General features: G+C 60.9%; 15 protein-coding genes. 9 read left to right on the top strand and 6 right to left on the bottom strand.

Annotated elements, in window-relative coordinates:
• Nucleotides 1-45 precede the first annotated feature (45 nt).
• From HED64_RS03080 to HED64_RS03070, 3 genes are read right to left on the bottom strand one after another with little or no spacing between them, the layout of a single operon-like run.
• Complete coding sequence (locus tag HED64_RS03080) at nucleotides 46-1,194, bottom strand: flavin reductase (protein ID WP_168150611.1); 1,149 nt, start codon at nucleotides 1,192-1,194, stop codon at nucleotides 46-48.
• A gap of 11 nt (nucleotides 1,195-1,205) precedes the next feature.
• Nucleotides 1,206-2,621: an MmgE/PrpD family protein gene (locus tag HED64_RS03075; RefSeq protein WP_168150610.1), complete on the bottom strand. Its 1,416-nt coding sequence runs from the start codon at nucleotides 2,619-2,621 to the stop codon at nucleotides 1,206-1,208.
• 15 nt (nucleotides 2,622-2,636) lie between these two features.
• A complete protein-coding gene (locus HED64_RS03070) occupies nucleotides 2,637-4,139 on the bottom strand; it encodes a 4-hydroxyphenylacetate 3-hydroxylase N-terminal domain-containing protein (RefSeq protein WP_168150609.1) in 1,503 nt (500 codons plus the stop codon).
• Between the two features lie 254 nt (nucleotides 4,140-4,393).
• Here HED64_RS03070 and HED64_RS03065 point away from each other — a divergent pair, with 254 nt between their 5' ends.
• Nucleotides 4,394-5,746 carry an MFS transporter gene (locus HED64_RS03065; protein ID WP_168150608.1) on the top strand — a complete coding sequence of 451 codons (1,353 nt, stop codon included), beginning with the start codon at nucleotides 4,394-4,396 and terminating at the stop codon, nucleotides 5,744-5,746.
• Nucleotides 5,747-5,974: 228 nt separating this feature from the next.
• Entirely contained in the window at nucleotides 5,975-7,309 is a 1,335-nt protein-coding gene (locus tag HED64_RS03060) for an LLM class flavin-dependent oxidoreductase (RefSeq protein WP_168150607.1), read from the top strand.
• Here HED64_RS03060 and HED64_RS03055 read toward each other — a convergent pair.
• Complete coding sequence (locus tag HED64_RS03055) at nucleotides 7,306-8,247, bottom strand: LysR family transcriptional regulator (RefSeq protein WP_168150606.1); 942 nt, start codon at nucleotides 8,245-8,247, stop codon at nucleotides 7,306-7,308. The two genes, HED64_RS03060 and HED64_RS03055, sit on opposite strands and share 4 nt — an antisense overlap.
• Before the next feature lie 97 nt (nucleotides 8,248-8,344).
• Between HED64_RS03055 and HED64_RS03050 the strand changes: the two genes are divergently transcribed.
• A complete protein-coding gene (locus tag HED64_RS03050; protein WP_168150605.1) occupies nucleotides 8,345-9,925 on the top strand; it encodes an FAD-binding oxidoreductase in 1,581 nt (526 codons plus the stop codon).
• 64 nt (nucleotides 9,926-9,989) lie between these two features.
• On the opposite strand, the gene HED64_RS03045 is transcribed toward HED64_RS03050, so the two are convergent.
• Nucleotides 9,990-10,700 (bottom strand): GntR family transcriptional regulator, encoded by a 711-nt coding sequence (locus tag HED64_RS03045; RefSeq protein ID WP_168150604.1) that lies wholly within the window; start codon nucleotides 10,698-10,700, stop codon nucleotides 9,990-9,992.
• Nucleotides 10,701-10,835: 135 nt separating this feature from the next.
• Here HED64_RS03045 and HED64_RS03040 point away from each other — a divergent pair, with 135 nt between their 5' ends.
• The 6 genes from HED64_RS03040 to HED64_RS03015 all read left to right on the top strand — a co-directional run bounded on the left by HED64_RS03040 (nucleotide 10,836) and on the right by HED64_RS03015 (nucleotide 17,959).
• Nucleotides 10,836-12,818 (top strand): flavin-containing monooxygenase, encoded by a 1,983-nt coding sequence (locus tag HED64_RS03040; RefSeq protein ID WP_168150603.1) that lies wholly within the window; start codon nucleotides 10,836-10,838, stop codon nucleotides 12,816-12,818.
• Entirely contained in the window at nucleotides 12,819-14,195 is a 1,377-nt protein-coding gene (locus HED64_RS03035; RefSeq protein WP_168150602.1) for a carboxylesterase family protein, read from the top strand. It begins immediately after the preceding gene.
• A 329-nt stretch (nucleotides 14,196-14,524) separates the two neighbouring features.
• Nucleotides 14,525-15,487, top strand: coding sequence for an ABC transporter ATP-binding protein (locus HED64_RS03030; protein WP_168150601.1), 963 nt, complete (start codon nucleotides 14,525-14,527; stop codon nucleotides 15,485-15,487).
• Nucleotides 15,484-16,239 carry an ABC transporter permease gene (locus tag HED64_RS03025; protein WP_168150600.1) on the top strand — a complete coding sequence of 252 codons (756 nt, stop codon included), beginning with the start codon at nucleotides 15,484-15,486 and terminating at the stop codon, nucleotides 16,237-16,239. Before HED64_RS03030 ends, HED64_RS03025 begins: the two co-directional genes overlap by 4 nt.
• Entirely contained in the window at nucleotides 16,236-17,327 is a 1,092-nt protein-coding gene (locus tag HED64_RS20130) for a histidine kinase (RefSeq protein WP_168150599.1), read from the top strand. Before HED64_RS03025 ends, HED64_RS20130 begins: the two co-directional genes overlap by 4 nt.
• On the top strand, nucleotides 17,327-17,959 hold the full coding sequence (locus HED64_RS03015) for a response regulator transcription factor (RefSeq protein ID WP_168150598.1): 633 nt from the start codon (nucleotides 17,327-17,329) through the stop codon (nucleotides 17,957-17,959). Before HED64_RS20130 ends, HED64_RS03015 begins: the two co-directional genes overlap by 1 nt.
• 39 nt (nucleotides 17,960-17,998) lie before the next feature.
• On the opposite strand, the gene HED64_RS03010 is transcribed toward HED64_RS03015, so the two are convergent.
• On the bottom strand, nucleotides 17,999-19,063 hold the full coding sequence (locus HED64_RS03010; protein ID WP_168150597.1) for an iron-containing alcohol dehydrogenase: 1,065 nt from the start codon (nucleotides 19,061-19,063) through the stop codon (nucleotides 17,999-18,001).
• Between the last annotated feature and the right edge of the window lie 36 nt (nucleotides 19,064-19,099).

Genomic DNA, 19,099 nt, shown 5'->3' with positions numbered 1-19,099 from the left:
CCCAGCAGGGGAACGGTCCAACAAAGACTGGTGTGGAGAGTTTGCTTAGACGCTGCCGCCGTGGCGCAGAACCACTTCGCGGGCTAAGGATTTACCAAACGCGGTGTGGGCGGTGAGCGCGTCTTGCGCGGCCGTGGCGTCACCCGAAGCCAGAGCCTCGGTCAGTGCTGCCACGTGAGTGTGGTCCAGGTTTCGGGACCATTCCTCGCGGGTCAAAGCCTGACGCCACACCGTTCCGATGCCCAGCCGGCGGAATGCGTCGGTGAGCTGAGAGGAGCCAGCAACGCCCACCAGAGCATCGTGGTATGCGACGTTCAGGGCCAGGAAGTCATCCAGATCTGCCTCAGATTCGTCGCGCAACCTGCCCAGCTCGACGGTAATGCGGCGTAGTTCGGCAATCACCTCGTCGGTGAGCTTATCTAAGTGCGAGGCGATGATGCCCGACTCGATGGTGGCCCGAGAATCGTAGGCAGAATCGGTGAGCTCGGCAGTAATCGGGCTGGGCTGGAAGACGCCGCTCGGGGTGCGGAAGACCAAGTGCTCACTTTCCAGCTTGACCAGAGCGTTGCCCACATGAGCTGCTTCCGATCGAGTGGCCTCGGCGATGGCTTCAATGTCGAGATCGGAACCCAATGGGCTCTTGCGCAGCAGTACCCAGTTGCGGGTGGCGGTGTAGGCAGAAAGTTCCTTCACCGGTTCCAACTTGCCCATTGAGCCGCGGTAGTAGGCCAATGGCTGGCGGTTGTGTGCCTCGGCACTGGTGGCCAAGCCCAAGAAAACGGTGTGGGTGCCGCCGGTTGCCGTTTCATCAACCTTGCACACGATGGTAGCTAGCGCACCATCAATCAACGGGATGCCCTCGGGGGAGATGGTGTGGGGAACCGAAGCGAACTTGTCCTCGCCCTTGCGCCCGAAATGGAAGGCCAGATCACTCTGGTCGTCGGCCAGGATATTGATACCAAAGTACCCGGCGGAGACCACTCGGTCATGGGTTGATGAGGATCGGTTGAGGCAGGCGAGCATCATGGGTGGTTCCATCGACAGCGAAGAAACTGCCGAAGCCGTGGTTCCGTAGAGGACTCCGTCCACTACGGTGGTGATAACCGTGACGCCCGAGGCGAAATGGCCCACCACGTTGCGGAAGATTCCGGCGTCGACGACAGTGGTCTCGGCTGGCGTATTTTGCGTATTCATCGTAACTTCTCCTAGGCAATCGGGGTGGTGATCATGGCGGTGGGGTTTAAGGATCCAAAGAACCCTTCGAGTGATTCGGCCAGCTCAAGGCCGGAAACCAGCTCGATCAGTCGTGGTGCGCGCTCGGCAAGCTCCGGGAGTCCGAAGGCCACATTGAGCTGGAATTTCTCTTCAATGACACTGTTTTCCAGCGGAGTTGAGGCGAAGTCGCCGGCAGGATATTGAACCCGCACGTGTCGGGTGCTCCCGTCCTTCAACGTGGCTGTTGCTTCTGCGGTGAGGCGCTGATTATTGGGCAGCGAGCCAATCAACGTAATGCGCTCGAGCAATGCGGCGATGCGCTCATCTCCCATCGCCTCGGGTGTGAGGTGCTCGGGACGAACGGTGCCGTGAAGCAATCCGGCTGCCGCAGTGAAGTGGATCGAAAAAAGCCCGGCTACTACTCGGCGTTCTGCCGGATCAAAGCGAGCTCCAACAAATCCGTTCAGAGTCCGCTCGGTGATGTGAATGCTCACGTCCTTGATCTGCTCCACCTCAACACCCTCCTCGGTGACCAGACGAATACAGGCCTCGAGGGAGGGATGTGCGGCACGGCAACTGGACCACGGCTTGATGGTTGTATCCCCGTAGAACTCCCGCCCCAAACACACGCCGGCGAGTGCCGGCTTTGGATCGGTGCAGTACATCTGGAAGTACCCATGCTTTCCTTCCAGCGGATCATTCGCTCCGGTAAACCCGGCCGCTGCCAGCTGGGCGGAGGTGATGGCCGTATGGGCAGCAAGGGCGATCGGTAGTTTGAAAGCACTTGCCGCATCAAAGATGTTGGCCACGGTGCCGCCGAGTTGATTCGCCGCAATACCCAGCGCGTGTTTGGCGGTTGGCGCGTCAAGTCCCAACATCCGTGCTGCCATCAACGTGGCACCCAGGGCATTTACTGTTCCGGTGTTATCCGCTCCCGAATAGACGTCAAAGCCGCTGGCTACCGCCAGCCGTGCGGTGATGTCATCTCCGACAGCCAGCGCGGTGAGTAATTCTTCCCCGCTGGCCCCGGTGAGTTCGGCTAGTGCCAAGGCCACCGGGACGGTGGTACCGGAAATATGTGCCGCCACCCGAGTGCCTTCCGGTCCGTCGGCCTCCACAGGTTCGAAGTCAAAGGACCTGGCCAAGACGGAATTGGCGAAGGCAGCGGAGGCGGCAGGTAACCGCAAGCTGGTCCCCGGAATGCCGGCGTCATCGCCGGATCCCCAGGCTGCAGCCACGCGAAGCACCGCTGGTGCATCCTGGGACCCGTGCCCGGCCGCCATCGCGCCGAGGGTATCAAGGAGTCGGGTTTTCACCCGGATCAACGTGTGTGGATCTAGATCCTCGAAAGTGATCCCCAAGGCGTGGGTAACAAGCCTGTCCACGAGGGGAATTGCGGTTTCCATGGCGGGAGTGTCCTTTTAGGCGCGGGTGGGGACGGTGACGGCTGTCAGATTCAGATCGTCAGGTGCGTTAATCACCGGGTAAATACCCAGCTCGGCGAACATCGCATCGAAGGCTCCGCCAACCCCCTTGGCCTGGGCTTTCTTGTGGTCCAAGGCGCGGGCGCGCCCAATGGAACCGAGGTAGAAGCGTTCGTAGAGTTCATTACGGCTGCCCAAAGCAGAACCGGCAAAGTCCCAGGCGGTGCGGAAGATCTTGGCGCGCTCCTCCGGGGAGACGCCGCCGGCGCCCGGCAAGTACTTGCGCAGCAGCGGGCCAAGGCGCGGTTCATCGAAGGCAGCGGCGGTGGGGGTGGCGAGCAGGTTGTGTGAGCCCATGGACTTGATGATGTCGTTCACGCGAGCCATCCACAGGGGCATCATCGTGCGCAGTGCGGAGATGTCGTCGTGGCAGAAGAAGGCTCCGCCGCCCCAATCGGAGGCGTTGACCTCGGCGGAGTGGATCACCGAGCGAGCGATGCGCAGGTAGGAGTAGATTTCACCGAGCATGGTGGCGGTGTCGGGCTTGGAATCGGTGCCGGTGACCTTGGCCATCTGGGTGCACAGGTCGTAGGCGAACTCGAGCTTGACCGAGGCGCGGATGGCGGTCTGCTGCTGAGTGTTGCCGGTGGCGGTTCCACCATTTAGTGCGTTGTAGACATCCAGCTGACCGTCGATGAATACCCGGTCCCAGGGAACCAGCACGTCATCAAAGATGATGACGGCATCCTGCTCGTCAAAGCGTGAGGAGAATGGCTTGTCAACAACGTCCTGGTCCACGCCGTAGTGGTCGCGGCAGACCGAAACGACACCCTTGGTGGCCACCGGGATGGCGAAGGAGAGAGCGTATTCTTCATAGCCCTTCTGGATCGGCACGGCCGGGTAGACGTAGAGTTCATCGGCGATCGGGCCCAAGGTTGCGAGCATCTTGGCACCGCGAACAATCAGACCGGCTTCGGTGCGTTCAACCACGCGCAGGGTAAGTTCCTCATTGATTCCCTGCAGTTCGCCGACGGACTTGTCGATGGCCGCGTGCACGATGGTGTGAGTCAGTGCGAGGTCGTGCTTCTGTACGTGCTTCCAGTAGGCCTCGAGACGTTCGAAGTAGACCGGGTCACCGGAGCGGTCGAAGATATCCTTGCGCGAGGCATGGCCGGCGAGCACCACATTGACGTAGTCCGGGGTGCGGCCGAGCATGCCATTGGAGTAGCGGGCCAGGCGGTCAAAAGCGCGGTGGCGGCGGGCAATGTCGTCGGCGTTGTGTGGACGCAGCAGCGAGACGTTGTGTTCCTCGCCGGTGTCGGCGTCCGTCATGAGGCAATCATCAGCGTACTTGTGCTGGTAGTCGAAGTATGCGGCCATGCCGTTGATCGAGCCCTTGAATGCGGGGTGTTCGGTGACGTCGATGCGCTGATCGCCAAGCCAGACCTCGCGGGAGTCCTTCAGGCCTTCTTTGTATGCTGCTCCGTTGCGTGCGCTCACGGGATTCTCCTTAGCTGACTGGACTTGCCCTATGGAGGCAAGAATATATTCTGTGTGTAAGTTTATATACCTGAACGTGATTTGCGCAATACCGACGGGACTGGTTTTGAGAAAGTTTCCCAGACGGGCAGATGCTCCGATTGGTTGAATAAAATATTCTGATGTTAAAAATGCGTAAAAATTGACGTTGTGGTGTGAGGTGAGTCATCATGGCTTAGGTCACAATTTTGGTTCCAACGGAAGTTTGCGAGTCCATGAAAAATTCACCCGCCACGGTCAGCGGCAGCAGCGAGTCATTGAACACCAAGGACATGCGTCGTGTCTTGGGGTCTAGCCTCCTGGGCAGCATTATTGAGTACTACGACTTCATCCTCTATGCGACAGCTGCTGCGCTGATCTTCGACAAGGTCTTTTTCGGCAACCTCGACCCGGGGCTGGCGCTCTTTGCGTCCTTCGGTACACTCGCCGTCGGTTACGTGGCCCGCCCGCTCGGTGGCATCATTTTCGGTCACTTCGGTGATGTTCTTGGTCGCAAGCGGATGCTGGTGCTCTCGATGATGATGATGGGCATCGCGACGATCGCGATTGGCCTGTTGCCAACCACCGCCAGCATTGGCATCGCCGCGCCGATCATTCTGGTGCTCCTACGCATGGTGCAGGGAATTTCTGTGGGTGGAGAGTGGGGCGGAGCAACGTTGATGGCGCTCGAGCATGCTCCCGCTTCAAAGCGCGGGTTGGCCGCCTCATTCGCCAATGCGGGCGCCCCGGCCGGTGGCCTGCTGGCAACATTTGTGGTCTCGGGAGTTTCTGCGCTCACGGGTGACCAGTTCCTGGTGTGGGGTTGGCGCATCCCCTTCCTCTTCTCCGCCGTCTTGATTGTTGTGGGTATGGTGATCCGCCTCAAGGTGGCTGAATCTCCGGTTTTCAAGGAGCTTGAGTCCAAGGCCGCCGTGGTTGAGAAGAAGCGTCGCACCCCGATCATGCGCGTGCTGCGAAACCACCCGCGCACCGTGGTTATTACCCTCGTGGCATCGTTGGGTTTCTACACCATGCAGGGCATCTTGACCTCGTGGGGTGTTTCGGTGGCCGTGGCGGAGGGTGTTGAGCGCTCGACCGTCTTGAACATTAAGGGCATGGCCGCCGTTGTCACCATCGTTGTCTGCTTCGCGGCCGCCCGGCTATCGGACCGTATCGGCCGTCGTTCGGTACTGACCCTGGGTGGTGTGCTCGGCGTTCTCTGGGCCTTCCCGGCCTTATACCTGATGCACAACGGAACCGCGTGGGGCTTCATGTTGGCGGTGCTCGTGGGCAACGGCGTTATTCAAGGCATCCTGGCCGGTCCGATCGGCGCCTACATCTCCGAGCTATTCCCCGCCGATGTCCGCTACACCGGAGCTTCGCTTTCCTACCAAGGCGCAGCCACCTTGGGTGCAGGATTTACCCCGATGATCGCCACCGCGCTGACGCTGGCCGGCGGTTTCGTATGGGTTGGCGTTTTCTGGGCCGCCGTCCTGATTCTGGGACTGATCGCCGTACGCATGAGCCCCGAGGGCGCGCAGTCCCAGCAAGTGGTGGCACCCTCCAAGAAAGAACTCCAGCGTCACTAGTTCTTACCCAAACTGATTCTGGCGACGGAGCGACATTTTTTTTGGCGAATGCAGCGCCGGAGGAATCGTCGTGGGCGATGCCCAACATCAGAAATATTGAACATAATGTTCTGAAAGTTCTCCATTTACGATCTTTCAAGACGTTGGCACGATGTACCTAAGCATCCACAGAAGAATTTGCCCCGGCGCACCGCTGCGCTGGGCATCGAGCGAAAGGAGCCTGATCTCATGGCACCCAAGAACCCCAAGCACATGGTCCTGACGACCTTCATGTTGCCGGCCGGATACCACAAGGACTCGTGGCGTATGGATGGCAGCCGCTCCGAAGAGCTCGCCAACCTAGAATTCGTCTACGACCTGGCCCGCATGGCAGAAGACGCCAAGCTCGACGCCATCTTCTTCGGCGACATCGTGCACGCCAATACCGTGATGCGCGGCGACATCAAGATGAACGGCTTCTACGAACCGATGACGGTGCTGGCAGCATTGGCGGCGCGTACCAAGAATATTGGCCTCATCGGCACCGTTTCCACCTCGTTCAGCGAGCCCTACAACCTCGCTCGGCAGATGGCAGGACTAGACCACATGTCAGGCGGCCGCGCCGGATGGAACATTGTTACCTCCTCCGACGGCTTCCAGAACTACGGCATCACCGAGGCCCCGGACCCGGCGACGCGTTACCGCCGAGCCACCGAATTTGTTGACGTCGTTCAGCAGCTGTGGGATTCGTGGGAAGACGACGCCGTCACCAACGACAAGGCCAGTGGCTGGTACGTTGATCCGTCTAAGATCCACCCGATCAACCACCGCGGCGAATTCTTCTCCGTTGACGGCCCCATCAATATGCCACGCAGCCCGCAGGGACGCCCGGTCATGGTGCAGGCAGGTTCCTCGGGACCCGGCATGGAGCTGGGCTCCTCGGTTGCCGACGGTATCTACACGGCTCAGCCGCTGAAGGAACCATCGGTGGAGTTCTACGCCAAGTTCAAGGCCATGGCAGCTGCCAAGGGGCGCAACCCCGAGGACATCAAGATCATCCCCGGGATCCTGCCGATCCTCGGTGATACCCAGGCCGAGGCCGACGAATTGGCCGAACACCTGGCCAACAACATCCACATGGACAACGGTCGTGTGCAGGTCGGTGCGGATTTGAAGATGGATCTGACCCGTCTTGACCTCAACGATTCCATCCCCGAAGACTGGTTCTCCGATGATCCGGCATTGGGCTCGCGCTACCAGATCTACCGTCGCAAGTCGGTGGACCAGGGCATGAGCCTGCGCGAGCTGATCGTTGATCTGGCCCGCTCCACCGGACACCAGTGGATGGCCGGAACTGCCTCGGCGGTTGCCGACCGGATGATTGACTGGTTTGATTCCAAGGCCTGTGACGGTTTTAACCTCAACGCACCGTTTAACCCCGGAGGGTTTGAACTAATCTGCAACAAGCTCGTTCCCGAGCTGCAGGAGCGCGGATACTTCCGCACCGAGTATGAGGGCACCACGCTTCGCGATAACTTCGGTCTGGCTCGTCCGTCCTCGATCCGCTCGAATACCCTGGTCTAAACGGGCGGTGTGGCGTGGGCGAACAGTTCCGAAGCAACCTCGACCCAAGCCTGGGCCCGCGCGTTGAGTCGGGTGCTGCGTGGCCACACCACGGACACCGGTACCGGAGCTGCCCCGGGCATCCCCGGGGCGTCCAAGCGTTTGAGTACCACTCGAAGCTCCTGGTAGGGAGCTTCGAGTTCGGGCTGCTGGAACAGCAGAGCAACACCGCGTCCGGATCCCACCAGAGACCTCACCGTTGCGTAACTGCGCGAGCGGTGCCGCACGGTGGGGGTCATTCCCGCTTCCTCGAACAATCCCAGGATGCGCCGGGAAATCGGGTCAGCGTCAAAGAGCACCAACGGTTCCTCGGCGATATCGGCCAGCGAAACGGAGTCAGCATCTTTGAGGGCGTGTTCGTTGGAAATCAGGACATAGAGCTCGGAGTCGGTGACGGGTGCGCTGGAAAGGCTGGGCGAGATCTCAGCCCCGTACAGGAAGGCAGCGTCGATGGACCCATCCAACAGAGCTTGTTGCAGGTCGGCGTGGTAACCCTCGACAAAATCGACTTCCACCTCGGGGCACTGTTCGGCGAAGGCACGAAGCATGGTGGGAATGATCGTGGGGCCAAGGCTCATGAAACAACCCACGGTCAGCGGTCCACGCAACGAGGCGCGGGTTCCTTGGCCCAGGGTTTCGAGTTCTCCGGCCAGCTCCAGCAGGACTCGGGCTTGGCCCAGCACGGTTCGTCCGGTGGCGGTCAGTGTCAGTCCCTTGGCACGACGCTTGATCGCCAAGTCGGATCCGACGATGCGTTCAAGTTCGGCGATCGACATCGAAATGGCAGACGGTGCCATGTGCAGACGGCGCGCAGCCTCCGCCATGGTCCCGGCCTCGGCGGCGACAACAAAGTGCCATAACTGGCGCAGGGTGAGCCGGGGATGCGAATCGAGGTTCATGGGATCAATCCTATTGATAAAGCCTATGAATCAGTACAAGACAATTGATTTTTGAGATAGTTCCCGGGCACCAAGCCGGGAACCAGAAGGGTGAGTTATGGATCGTCGCGAAGAATTCCTGAAGCAGGCCGAGCAGATTGTCGGCAAGGAAAACGTGGTGTCGCTGGATAGCTCAGAGGGATATCTTGATCCCTATCCGCTGAACCCGGGGCGTAACCCGTGGCCCGGTGTACGCCCGGCCAACACCGCCGAGGTGCAGAGCCTGGTGAAGCTTGCCACCGAGCTAGAAACTCCACTCTGGGTCTTCTCCTGCGGAAAAAACCTGGGCTACGGAGGACCAGAGCCACGTGATTCTGGCATGGTTGCCCTGGACCTGAGCCGCATGAATCGGATCATTGCCGTTGATGACAGGCTTTGTTATGCAGTGGTGGAACCCGGAGTCACCTTCTTTGACCTCTTCGAATACATCAAGGAACGCGGGCTCAACGTCTGGATCAGTGTTCCCGCGTTGGGCTGGGGATCGGTCATGGGAAATATGCTTGACCGCGGCTACGGTATGACCCCGCATGGCGACCACGTGAAGCAGCTGTGCGGAATGGACGTGGTACTTCCCGACGGTGAACTGGTGCGCACAGGTATGGGCGCCATGGAGGGCACCGACCTGGGCCCACTCTTCCAGGGCGGCTTCGGTCCCACCCTCGACGGACTCTTTACCCAGTCCAACCTCGGAGTCGTGACCCAGATAGGGCTCTGGTTGCAGCCGGCTCCGCAAACGTACGTTAATGGCGACATTGCCGTGGAGCACGAGGAAGATCTGCCACAGCTGATCGACATCCTCACCACGCTGCGTCGCGAGGAGATCATCCAGAACAACGCCCTCTGTGGCAATATCGTTCGGGCCGCGACCATGCGCGGTAACCGCGCAAAATTCTGGGATGGCGAGGGGTCGATTCCCGACTGGCGTCTGGAAGAAATGCGTCAGGAATTCGGACTGGGCCAATGGAACGCAAAGTTCGCGCTTTATGGTGACCGCGGCCTATGTGAACGACGGCTGGAAATCATCAGGGAACGCATCACCGTCATTCCCGGTGCCCGCATCGACGCCCGTTTTTACTCGGGTACCGAGGGACTGGCCCTGCAGCACGATGACATTAGCCCCCTAGACCGTACCCAAATGGCCGGGGTTCCCACCTTGAAGCCACTCTCCACGGTGGGGTGGGCGGCAGAAGATGGTGGACACATTGACGCTGCCCCGATCATTCCTGCGCGCGGTGAAGAGGTTTATGCCTTCTACAAGGAAGCCAAGCGGCTCTACGCCAAGTACGGCTTTGACCTGTACATCGGCTACCACCTCTACCCACGTCATATGGTCCACGTGACGATGATTTTCTTCGAACGCGGCAATGAGGAAATGCTGGGACGGGCTCGCGCCCTCTATGCCGAATTACTAGATGTTGCCCGGGCCAAGGGCTATGCGCCGTATCGCAGCCATGTTGACTACATGGATCGCATCGCCGACGGGTTCGATTACAACAACCATGCGCTACGACGTCTACAGGAAAAACTCAAGGATGCCCTGGATCCGGCGGGCGTTATTGCCCCGGGCAAGCAGGGTGTGTGGCCCGAGCGGTACCGCGAGGAGCGTTCATCAGCGACTGAAGCACTGGCCATCGGCTAGAGGCGAAGGGGCGGATATCCGGCGTTTGGGCCGGGCACCCGCCCCTTTCCTAACCTGACGTACCTTAGGACGCTGCGGCGTCGTACAGCGAGCCAGACATCCCTACCTCGCCGGCCTTCTTGACCGCATTGAGGGTGGTCTCGTAGTGAGTGCGCAGCAAGTCGCCGGTCAGAGTGGCGTCTCGAGCCAGCGCAGCATCGAGGATGTCGCGGTGTTCCTTATCAACGTCGCGTTTCACATCGCGCGTTGCGGATCCGGCCCAGCGCCCGTAGAGCTGGGTGAGATCGGAGAGAATGCAAGTCAGGTTGAGCAGCAGGGGCACTCCGCAAGCTTCAACTAGTTTTGCGTGGAAGAGCTGGTGGGCGTGGTTCCATGCCTCGGTGTGCACGTCGGGATTTTCCGCCGAGCGGCGCTCGGTGCGTTCGAGGGTGTGATGGGCGGCGATCAGTTCGCTTTCCCACGCAATGGAGCCGCGCTCGACGGCCAGAGCGACGGCAAGGGATTCGTTGACGCAGCGCATCTCGGTGATGTCACTGAGCTCCGCCAGCGATAGCTCGGGAACAAAGAATCCGCGGTTGGGGCGAAGCGTCACCAATTGGTCACCGACCAGACGGGTGAGGGCCTCGCGAATCACGGTGCTTGAGGTCTGGTAGTGATCGGAGAGCCGGGTGAGCTGCAGCTTTGCGCCGGGAGCCCATCTGCCCTCAAGGATGTCATTCCGTAGGGCGTCCCTGATGTGCTTGGACAGGGTCTCTGAATCGGTCATCTTAGCCATGTGTGAATCATACCAAACGCCATAGAGAATACATTTTACGTTGACTTATGCATAACTTGTGCGTGACACTAGTCTCAAGCCTTCGAGCGTTCCCGGGCAGGGAAACGCCATCGTCCAGCAGCACAAGGAGTGAAAATGACCGAGACCCTGACCCAGGACCAGTCGCAGACCAAGATCGACGATCTGTATTGGCGAGCCGAATACGCGCCCATTACCGAGGGCGACGACGAACTGCTCCGCATTATTCAGAATGCCGATCTTCCGGCCCTCATGGTCGCGCTGGCCACCGTGACCGGGGACTACTCCATACTGCGTGAGGACCTGCGTCCACCTCAGCCTCCGGTGGACACCGTGGGCACACCTCACGGCGGATTGGACGCAGCCGCCCAAGAACGCGCTCGTGAGCTGGCCTTCAACGCCCTGCGTCGAGTCCGCGACGAAAAGCTGACCAGCGTTTCCCCACTCTCCGATGAACAGGCCGCTCTCATCCTTGACTGGATGACCAACGGGGCCACCCGCGACTACCACCCGATGCTCATGCACGACATGGCGTTGGTACCCCAGCACAATGGCACCCCGCGCCACCATGCTAAGGAATTGGCGCCCACGCGAGAATTCACCGTTGCGGTGATCGGCTCGGGCGTGGCCGGAATGGCCGCCGCGTACCGCCTGAAGCAGGCCGGGTACGACTACACCGTTTTTGAAAAGGGCCACGAAGTCGGCGGTACCTGGTGGAAGAACACCTACCCGGGTGTTCGACTGGACACCCCCAACTACGCCTACTCCTTCTCCTTCGCGCAGCGCGATAACTGGCCGCAGCAGTTCTCCGAGGGACCAGAAATCCTCTCCTACACCCGTGAGGTGGCAGCGCGTTCCGGCATCAGTGCCAACGTTCAGCTCGGTGCGGAGGTGCGCAGCGCCACCTGGAATGAGGACACCGGACTCTGGGCGGTAGAAATGAGCATCGACGGTGCAGCTCTCGAGGTGCGCCACTTCAACGCGGTGCTCTCGGCCGTGGGACAGCTCGATCGCCCCAAGTTCACCGACACCCCGGGCCGGGAGAAATTTGCTGGCATCCAGGTGCACTCGGCCCAATGGGACCCGGCCATCGATTTGCGGGGCAAGCGGGTGGCGGTCATCGGTTCTGGCGCCTCGGCCTACCAGATCGTCCCGGCCATCGTTGATGAGGTCGCAGAGCTGAAGATCTTCCAGCGTTCCTCGCCATGGATGCTGCCCACCCCCTTCTACTACGAGGACATGCCCGAATCGGTGCTGTGGCTCGCCGAGCACCTGCCACAGTACGGTCAGTGGCTGCGCTTCTGGCAGCACTGGTTGGGTGTCGAGGGACGCCAGCACACCACCGCGGCTGACCCGAACTGGACGACCCCCGGTTCCGTTTCCGAAACCAACGCCCGGGTGCGCAACCAGCTGATCGAGATGCTCAAGAAGCAGTACGCCGACCGCCCCGACCTATTGGAAAAGGTCACCCCCGACTACGTGGTCGGCGGTAAGCGCATGCTCCGCGATAACGGTGTCTGGTCAGCGAGCCTGAAGAAGCCGCAGACCTCGCTGATCACCTCCGGGATGACAGAAATGTGCGCCGAAGGCATCATCGATGGCGAAGGCACGCTGCACGAGCTCGACGTCATCATCTACGCCACCGGCTTTACCGCTTCCGAATTCCTGGAGCCGCTGAAGATTACCGGGCGCGAGGGCAAAGACCTGCACGAGCAGTGGGCAGGCAACGCCACCGCGTACGCCGGGATTACCGTACCGGGCTTCCCCAACCTGTTCATCGTCTCGGGACCGAATACCGGACACGTGGTGAACGGTTCACTCTTCTCGATGATCGAATACGGACTGAACTACATCTTTGATGCCCTGCGCATAGTGCTCAGTGAGGACCTCAAGGCCCTGGACCTGCAGCCAGAGGTGCTGGAGTCCTTTGTCGCTGATCTTGATGAGGCCAACCGGGCCAAGGCCTGGGGTCACCCAGAGGTAAAGACCTGGTACAAAAACAAACAGGGTCGGGTCTCACAGATCTGGCCCTACCCGATGCTCGACTACTGGAACATCACCCGCGCGGTGGACCGTAGCCAGTACCAGGACGTGCGCTAGGTGAAGACCTTTAGTTATGGCACGTTGGCTGCGGGGCGCTATAGCGCACTGCAGCCGGTGGATTCCCTCATCGTGGCCGAACCCGCGGCCTTCCCGCAAAGCCCCGGGGCTCTGGACTGGCTGCTCGGCGGAGCGCTGGGCGAATTGGAGCAGTCCGAGCAAGCGTTCCAGCTCTCGGTGTTCGCACCCGAAGACGCCACCAACCTACCGGTCATGGTGTTTTTGCCCGGCGGCGCCTTTGTCTCGGGAGCCGGCGCAGTGCGCTGGTACGACGCCACCCATTTCGCTCAGCAGCAGAATTGCGTGGTGGTCGTGGTGAACTACCGCATCGGTCTGCTGGCCCATGGCGGCGAAGTGGGAGCAGGGAACTTGGTTCCCCGCGATCTGCTGCACGCCCTTCAATGGGTACAGACGCATATCGCTACCTTGGGCGGAAACCCGGCAGATGTCAGTCTGGTGGGACAGTCGGCCGGTGCCTTCTGGGCCTTTGTCATGGCGCAGCTGCCGGCTGCTCGGGGATTGTTCCAGCGTGTGGCACTGATGTCGCTGACCTATCAGCCGCCCTTGGATCAGGACGCCGCGGCCCAACGCCAGAGCATTATTGATCTGGCGCTCGCCGGCAAGAGTGCCGCGCTGGTGCCCATCGCTGAGCTGCTTGCGGCTCAGGGCGAGGTGGCCCGGGCGTGGGCAGGTCGTGGTCTGGGGCTAATGCCGAGCATCGATGAAAATGTCCCGGCCGATCTTTTTGACGTGGATGCGGCCATGACTCGGTTGCACGTTGAACAGATTTTGCTCACACACACCAAAGACGAGGCACAGGCCTTCATCGGCCAGGCTCCGGAAATGGCCTTTACCGAAGGTGCGGTCGCGGGATTCATGGGTGCGCATTTTGAGGATCCCGAAGCCAGCGGCGAGAAACTTCGCCAGGAGCTTCCGGGATCAACACCGAAGACCCGCATGGCTAGGGCCATGACCCTGCATCAGATCGAGCTCTACGCCACCGAATTTGCCGATGCTGCGGTTGCTGCGGGCAAGAACGTGAGCACGGTTCGATTCGACGTTGAATCGCTATTGTCCAACGCGGGTGCCGCGCACTGCTTCGAGCTGCCGTTCCTCTTTGGCAACCGCCAGCAGTGGTCCGACGCCCCGATGCTTGCGGGCCTTTCTCAGAGCATCTTTGATGCTGCTGCTGCCGAACTCGGTGCGGTGCTCGGTGGCTTTGTGCGAACAGGCGTGCCCGTGACGGCAGCAGGGGAGATGATTCCTGCATTCTCCCCACAGTCGGCATCGCTGCAGGTGATCAGCGAGGATGGAACCGATCTCCGTGAGCCGGAGCGCGACCTGGTGGCACGTCGATCGGCACCCGCCCGCGCCTGATTTAAGTTCGCGAAGTCGAGGCGCTGCGCTGCCCCACCGGGTTCACCGGTGAACTGGATACGGTGGCAAAGCTCTTGGATCCGGCCCCTGGGCTACGTCCGCGCCACCGGGCGCCACGACATTGCGCAGACTTTGCTGCTGCGTCATAGAGAAACCACGGATGTGGCCCTGGAGCTCCGGAGCGCTCTTGTGCTCGAGCTGGGCAACAAACCGCCTGCGCAGACGGCGAAGGCCATACGCGAGAAAGACCAACGTACCAAAGCTTGCTGGCGGTGAACCATGACAATTTGCACTTCTGTCCGGCACCCGGGCTGATGAAGACTTGATCCATGGACATCATCAGCCCGCAGCGGATCGAACCCGCAGCAACACCGTCGGCCCAACGTTTGGCACTCAAACTGGAAAAAGTGCGCAAGTCTTTCCACACCAATCAGGGCCCGCTAGAGGCCGTGGCGGGAATCGATCTGAGCGTCGGCACCGGTGAAATCGTCGCATTTCTCGGCCCCAATGGCGCAGGAAAAACGACCACCATCGACATGATGCTCGGACTCACCGCACCCACCTCGGGAACCATCACGGTATTTGGCAAGAGCCCACGCGCGGCGGTGGAGGCCGGGGAAGTCTCAGCCGTCTTGCAAACCGGTGGGCTACTGCGTGATCTCACGGTGCGCGAAACCGTCACGGCGATCGCCGCGCTGCACGGAGCCCAAGACCGCATCGCCACGGTCATGGAACGCACAGACATCATGTCACTGGCCAAGCGCAAGGTCTCCAAATGTTCGGGCGGTGAACAACAACGGCTGAAGTTCGCCCTCGCCCTACTGCCCGATCCGCGCCTGCTAATCCTGGATGAACCCACCGCCGGCATGGACGTCGCTGCCCGCCACGGGTTCTGGGAGACCATGCGACAAGATGCGCTCGAGGGACGCACCGTCATCTTTGCCACTCATTACCTCGAGGAAGCCCAAGACTTCGCCGAACGCACGGTGCTCATTGGAAAGGGTAAGGTCCTTGCCGATGGCCCCACCGCAAAGCTGCGTTCCATGACCGGCGGTCGCGTAGTGAGCGCCACGCTGCCCATCGGAAGCCCCACCGCTGTGGCCATCAGCGCCCTCGAACAGCTGGACCAGGTGTCCTCGGTGCGGCTCAAGGGCCAACGGATTCAGGTCACCGGTCCGGACTCCGATGCCGCGGCGCGGATGCTGCTGGGTCAACTAGCGGCAACGGACTTAGAAATCACCGCACCCACCTTGGACGCAGCCTTCATGGAATTGACCGGAGAGAACTCATGAACCCCACCTACGTACGCATCGAACTGACCCGCCAGTTCCGGGACGTCGGGAACCTGATGTTCACCGTTTTCATGCCGGTGCTCATGTACCTGCTTTTCGGGAACATGTTTGGTGGTGGGGGAGAGAGTGCGGGGAACGGCAACGTGAAGTTTTACATTATGGCTTCCATGGCTGCCTATGGGGCGGCGGTGGCCACCACCTCGATCGCTGGAACTGCTGCCACCGAATCCCTGCTGGGTTGGGGACGCCAGATTGCCCTGACCCCGATGAAACCTGCGGGCTTTGTGGGGGCAAAGGTCTGCGTTTCGTTGATCATTGCCGCATTCTCCGCTGGCGCAGTGTTCGCCCTGGGAGCGATGACCGGAGCCCAAGCAGATGATTGGCGCATCTGGACTGCCAGTTACCTGATGGCGGTGTTCGGGGCCTCAATCTTCGCGCTCTACGGCATGGGGGTGGGTATGAGCTTCAAGTCGGAGACGGCCATCGGCGTCGCCAGCGGAGGCATGGTGTTCTTCGCCTTCTTCGGCAACGTGTTTTTGCCGTTGAGCGGCACCATGTTGGATATCGCCCGCTTCACCCCGATGTATGGGTACGTGGGGCTGGTGCGCTGGCCGTTGCTTCAGGGGTCAGGTACCGGCGCCGATGCGCCCACGGACTCGATCGGGCTGCTGATCGCTAATCTTGTTGCATGGGCACTTCTCTTCGTAATCCTGGCGCTGTGGGCGGTCCGCCGCTCGCAGGCTCGCAGGTGAGCTCGAACCAGGCAGAAACGCATTCCTTCTGGTCGCGTTATGGGTGGCTGCTGGCGGCGGTGTGGATTGTCTTTCTGACCTTCCCCGTCCTGACCATCGCCCAATCCGCGCTTCCAATGCCCGCGCGGGTGGCCGGCTACGGACTGATCCTCGCCTTTGCCGTGATCTACCTGAGGTCCTTCTATACCTATAGCTCGGAACTCGGAGTCAGCGCCAGCGGGTTCGCTCGGGCCTGGATCCCGTTCTTGTTGCTGGTGCTGGTCGTGGGGGCCACCATCCCGCTCCTCGGGGCAGATATCATCAGCTTCGGGCCGTTTCTCATCAGCTTTGCCGCCTATCTGCTCTCGGTACGTAGCATGTGGATCGTCAACGCCGTGGTTCTCATCGTTTCCCTGGCGATCGCCATATCGTCGGGACCACTGAGCGACTACGTCTTTTTGCTTGGATTATTGGTGGTGCTGATCGTCGTGAATGCCGTGAACACCGTGCTGATCCGCAGGAGCATCGTGGCAGATGATCTGCGACTGGACTTCGCGGTACTCACCGAACAGGAGCGGATGGCCAGGGACGTGCACGACGCGTTGGGGCATTCGCTCACCGCTGTGGGACTCAAAGCCCAACTAGCCGAACGCCTATTGGATACCGATATTGACTCCGCCCGCGCCGAGCTGCAGCAGATCCAGAAGCTCACTCACGAGGCCATGGATTCGATCCGGGCCACGGTGGAAGGATTGCGCCGCACGACCCTTGCCGAAGAATTGCCGGCGATTCGTTCTGCTCTCGACGACGCGGGGATCACCACGGTGTTCATCGGCAATCCGTTACTGCTCGACCCGGCGCGCTCCACAGCCCTGTCGTGGATCCTTCGGGAGGCGGCGACCAACGTGTTGCGCCACGCGCACGCCACCACCGCCTGGATCTGCATCGGTGAACACGCCCTGAGCATCGAGGACGATGGAGATTCGCTGGCCGGCTTCAAGGAGGGCCATGGCATCAGGGGCATGCGTGAACGCGCCCGACTCAGCGGGGCGGCCTTTGAGATCGGGGACTCCGAACACGGAGGAACCAAGGTGGAGCTGTCATGGTGATGCCCAAAAATCACCAAATTACCGAGCCCATCCGGGTGCTGTTGGCCGATGACCAAGCGCTGGTCCGCGGGGCACTTGCCGCCCTGCTGAACCTGGAAACAGACATCGAGGTGGTGGCTCAGACCGGGGACGGACGTAACGTGGTGGCGCTCGCCGAAGAACACGGCGTACAGGTGGCCCTGTTGGATATCCAGATGCCCAACGTGAACGGGCTGGAAGCGGCCAGCAGATTGCGCGCCCAACTTCCGGACTGCAAGGTCCTGATGGTGACAACCTTTGACCGTCCGGGTTACTTACGCGCTGCCTTTGAGGCCGGGGCCAGCGGCTTTCTGGTGAAGGACACTCCTTCTGCCGAACTTGCCGCAGCGGTACGGAACGTGTTTGTCGGCGGACGGGTATTTGACCCGTTGGTAACGGCCAATACGTTGGGAGACGGCGCCAACCCACTCACCGAACGTGAACGTGAGGTACTGTCCCACGCCCAGGCGGGGACGCCGGTGGCCAAGATTGCTGCGGGGATGTTCCTGAGCGTTGGAACGGTGCGCAACCACCTGTCCAACGCGATCGGTAAGACCGGGGCGGCTAACCGGATTGAGGCAGCCCATCTAGCTCGCGAACAAGGGTGGATCTAACCGTTCGACCCCGGTAGCGACGTTTATGGGCGCCGATTTTCAGGTGCGAGGTGTGCTGCCGTGGAACGCTGCGGTGAGCAGCTCGGTGAGATTTTGAGCCGTGACGGCTCTGGGGTTGTTGGCGGGAATGACGGGCAAGATCATTGAGACGGCCTCGGGGATGTTCGCCAGTTCAAACCCGTAGTCCTTCAGCGCAGAAGGGGCACCAAGGCGCTTGCGCAAGGCGTTCAGCCCCGTGACGGCATCCGGTGAGCCAAAGGCAGCAGCAATCCGCTCGGCTGCCTGCGGTGCGAAGGGCGCGTTGAAAGCCAAAACGTGGGGCAATATGATGGCGTGCGTCTGCGCGTGCGGCATGTTGTAGCTGCCGCCGAGGACATGGCAGATCTTGTGGTGCATCCCGGATCCTGCAGAGGCAAAGGAAACGGCAGATAGGTAGGCCCCATAGAGGGCTTGCTCGCGGCCATCGAGGCCTGGTGGATCGGAGATGATGGCCGGCAAGCCAGCGGCCAGAGCGCTAATGCCCTCGGCAGCAAGGGTCGCATTGATCGGATCGGCACGTGGTCCCCAGAGAGAATCGATGCAATGCGCCATGGCGTTCAGCCCGGAAGCGACGGAGAGCTCCACGGGAAGCATGCGGCTCAATGCAGCATCGTAAATCACTGTCACCGGCAGCACCCGGGCATCAATCCCCGTCGTTTTGCGGCCAGCTTCGGTTAACCCCCAAACATTAGTGGCTTCGGACCCCGCGTACGTGGTGGGAATGGCGATGACGGGCGTTGTGGTGTCTAAGGCAATCGCCTTGGCCAGGCCGACAGCTGAGCCTCCACCGAGACACACCAAGAGATCAACGTTGTTTTCTCGGGCAGCGGCGCGCGCACGTTCGGCACTCTCGAGCGGCACGTGTTGGATGATCTCGGAATAATGCAGTGCCACCGGAAGCACCGCGGTAAGAGCACTGACGGTGTCGGAATCGCGATGGCCAGCGATCACCATGAGCCGCGATGCACCGAGCCGGCTGACCTCGGCGGCGAGATGCTCTGCGGCCAAACCCGTACCAAAGAGCACCCGTTGGGCCAGTGTTTCGTGAGAAAAATTCAAACCCACTGTCGTGTTTCTCCATTCAAGATGCCGGCTCGTCGC

Origin of the sequence: Paeniglutamicibacter terrestris (assembly GCF_012271785.1) — a bacterium.
Classification (GTDB): Bacteria; Actinomycetota; Actinomycetes; order Actinomycetales; family Micrococcaceae; genus Paeniglutamicibacter; species Paeniglutamicibacter terrestris.
Note: the sequence above shows the minus strand (reverse complement) of the source record. Positions and strands in the feature narration are given on the sequence as shown.

What these genes read in the sequence shown, in the direction of transcription:
- HED64_RS03080 (WP_168150611.1), bottom strand. Translation starts at nt 1,194, where the DNA reads ATGAATACGCAAAATACGCCAGCCGAGACCACTGTCGTCGACGCCGGA.
- HED64_RS03075 (WP_168150610.1), bottom strand. Translation starts at nt 2,621, where the DNA reads ATGGAAACCGCAATTCCCCTCGTGGACAGGCTTGTTACCCACGCCTTG.
- HED64_RS03065 (WP_168150608.1), top strand. Translation starts at nt 4,394, where the DNA reads ATGAAAAATTCACCCGCCACGGTCAGCGGCAGCAGCGAGTCATTGAAC.
- HED64_RS03060 (WP_168150607.1), top strand. Translation starts at nt 5,975, where the DNA reads ATGGCACCCAAGAACCCCAAGCACATGGTCCTGACGACCTTCATGTTG.
- HED64_RS03055 (WP_168150606.1), bottom strand. Translation starts at nt 8,247, where the DNA reads ATGAACCTCGATTCGCATCCCCGGCTCACCCTGCGCCAGTTATGGCAC.
- HED64_RS03050 (WP_168150605.1), top strand. Translation starts at nt 8,345, where the DNA reads ATGGATCGTCGCGAAGAATTCCTGAAGCAGGCCGAGCAGATTGTCGGC.
- HED64_RS03045 (WP_168150604.1), bottom strand. Translation starts at nt 10,700, where the DNA reads ATGGCTAAGATGACCGATTCAGAGACCCTGTCCAAGCACATCAGGGAC.
- HED64_RS03040 (WP_168150603.1), top strand. Translation starts at nt 10,836, where the DNA reads ATGACCGAGACCCTGACCCAGGACCAGTCGCAGACCAAGATCGACGAT.
- HED64_RS03030 (WP_168150601.1), top strand. Translation starts at nt 14,525, where the DNA reads ATGGACATCATCAGCCCGCAGCGGATCGAACCCGCAGCAACACCGTCG.
- HED64_RS03025 (WP_168150600.1), top strand. Translation starts at nt 15,484, where the DNA reads ATGAACCCCACCTACGTACGCATCGAACTGACCCGCCAGTTCCGGGAC.
- HED64_RS03015 (WP_168150598.1), top strand. Translation starts at nt 17,327, where the DNA reads ATGCCCAAAAATCACCAAATTACCGAGCCCATCCGGGTGCTGTTGGCC.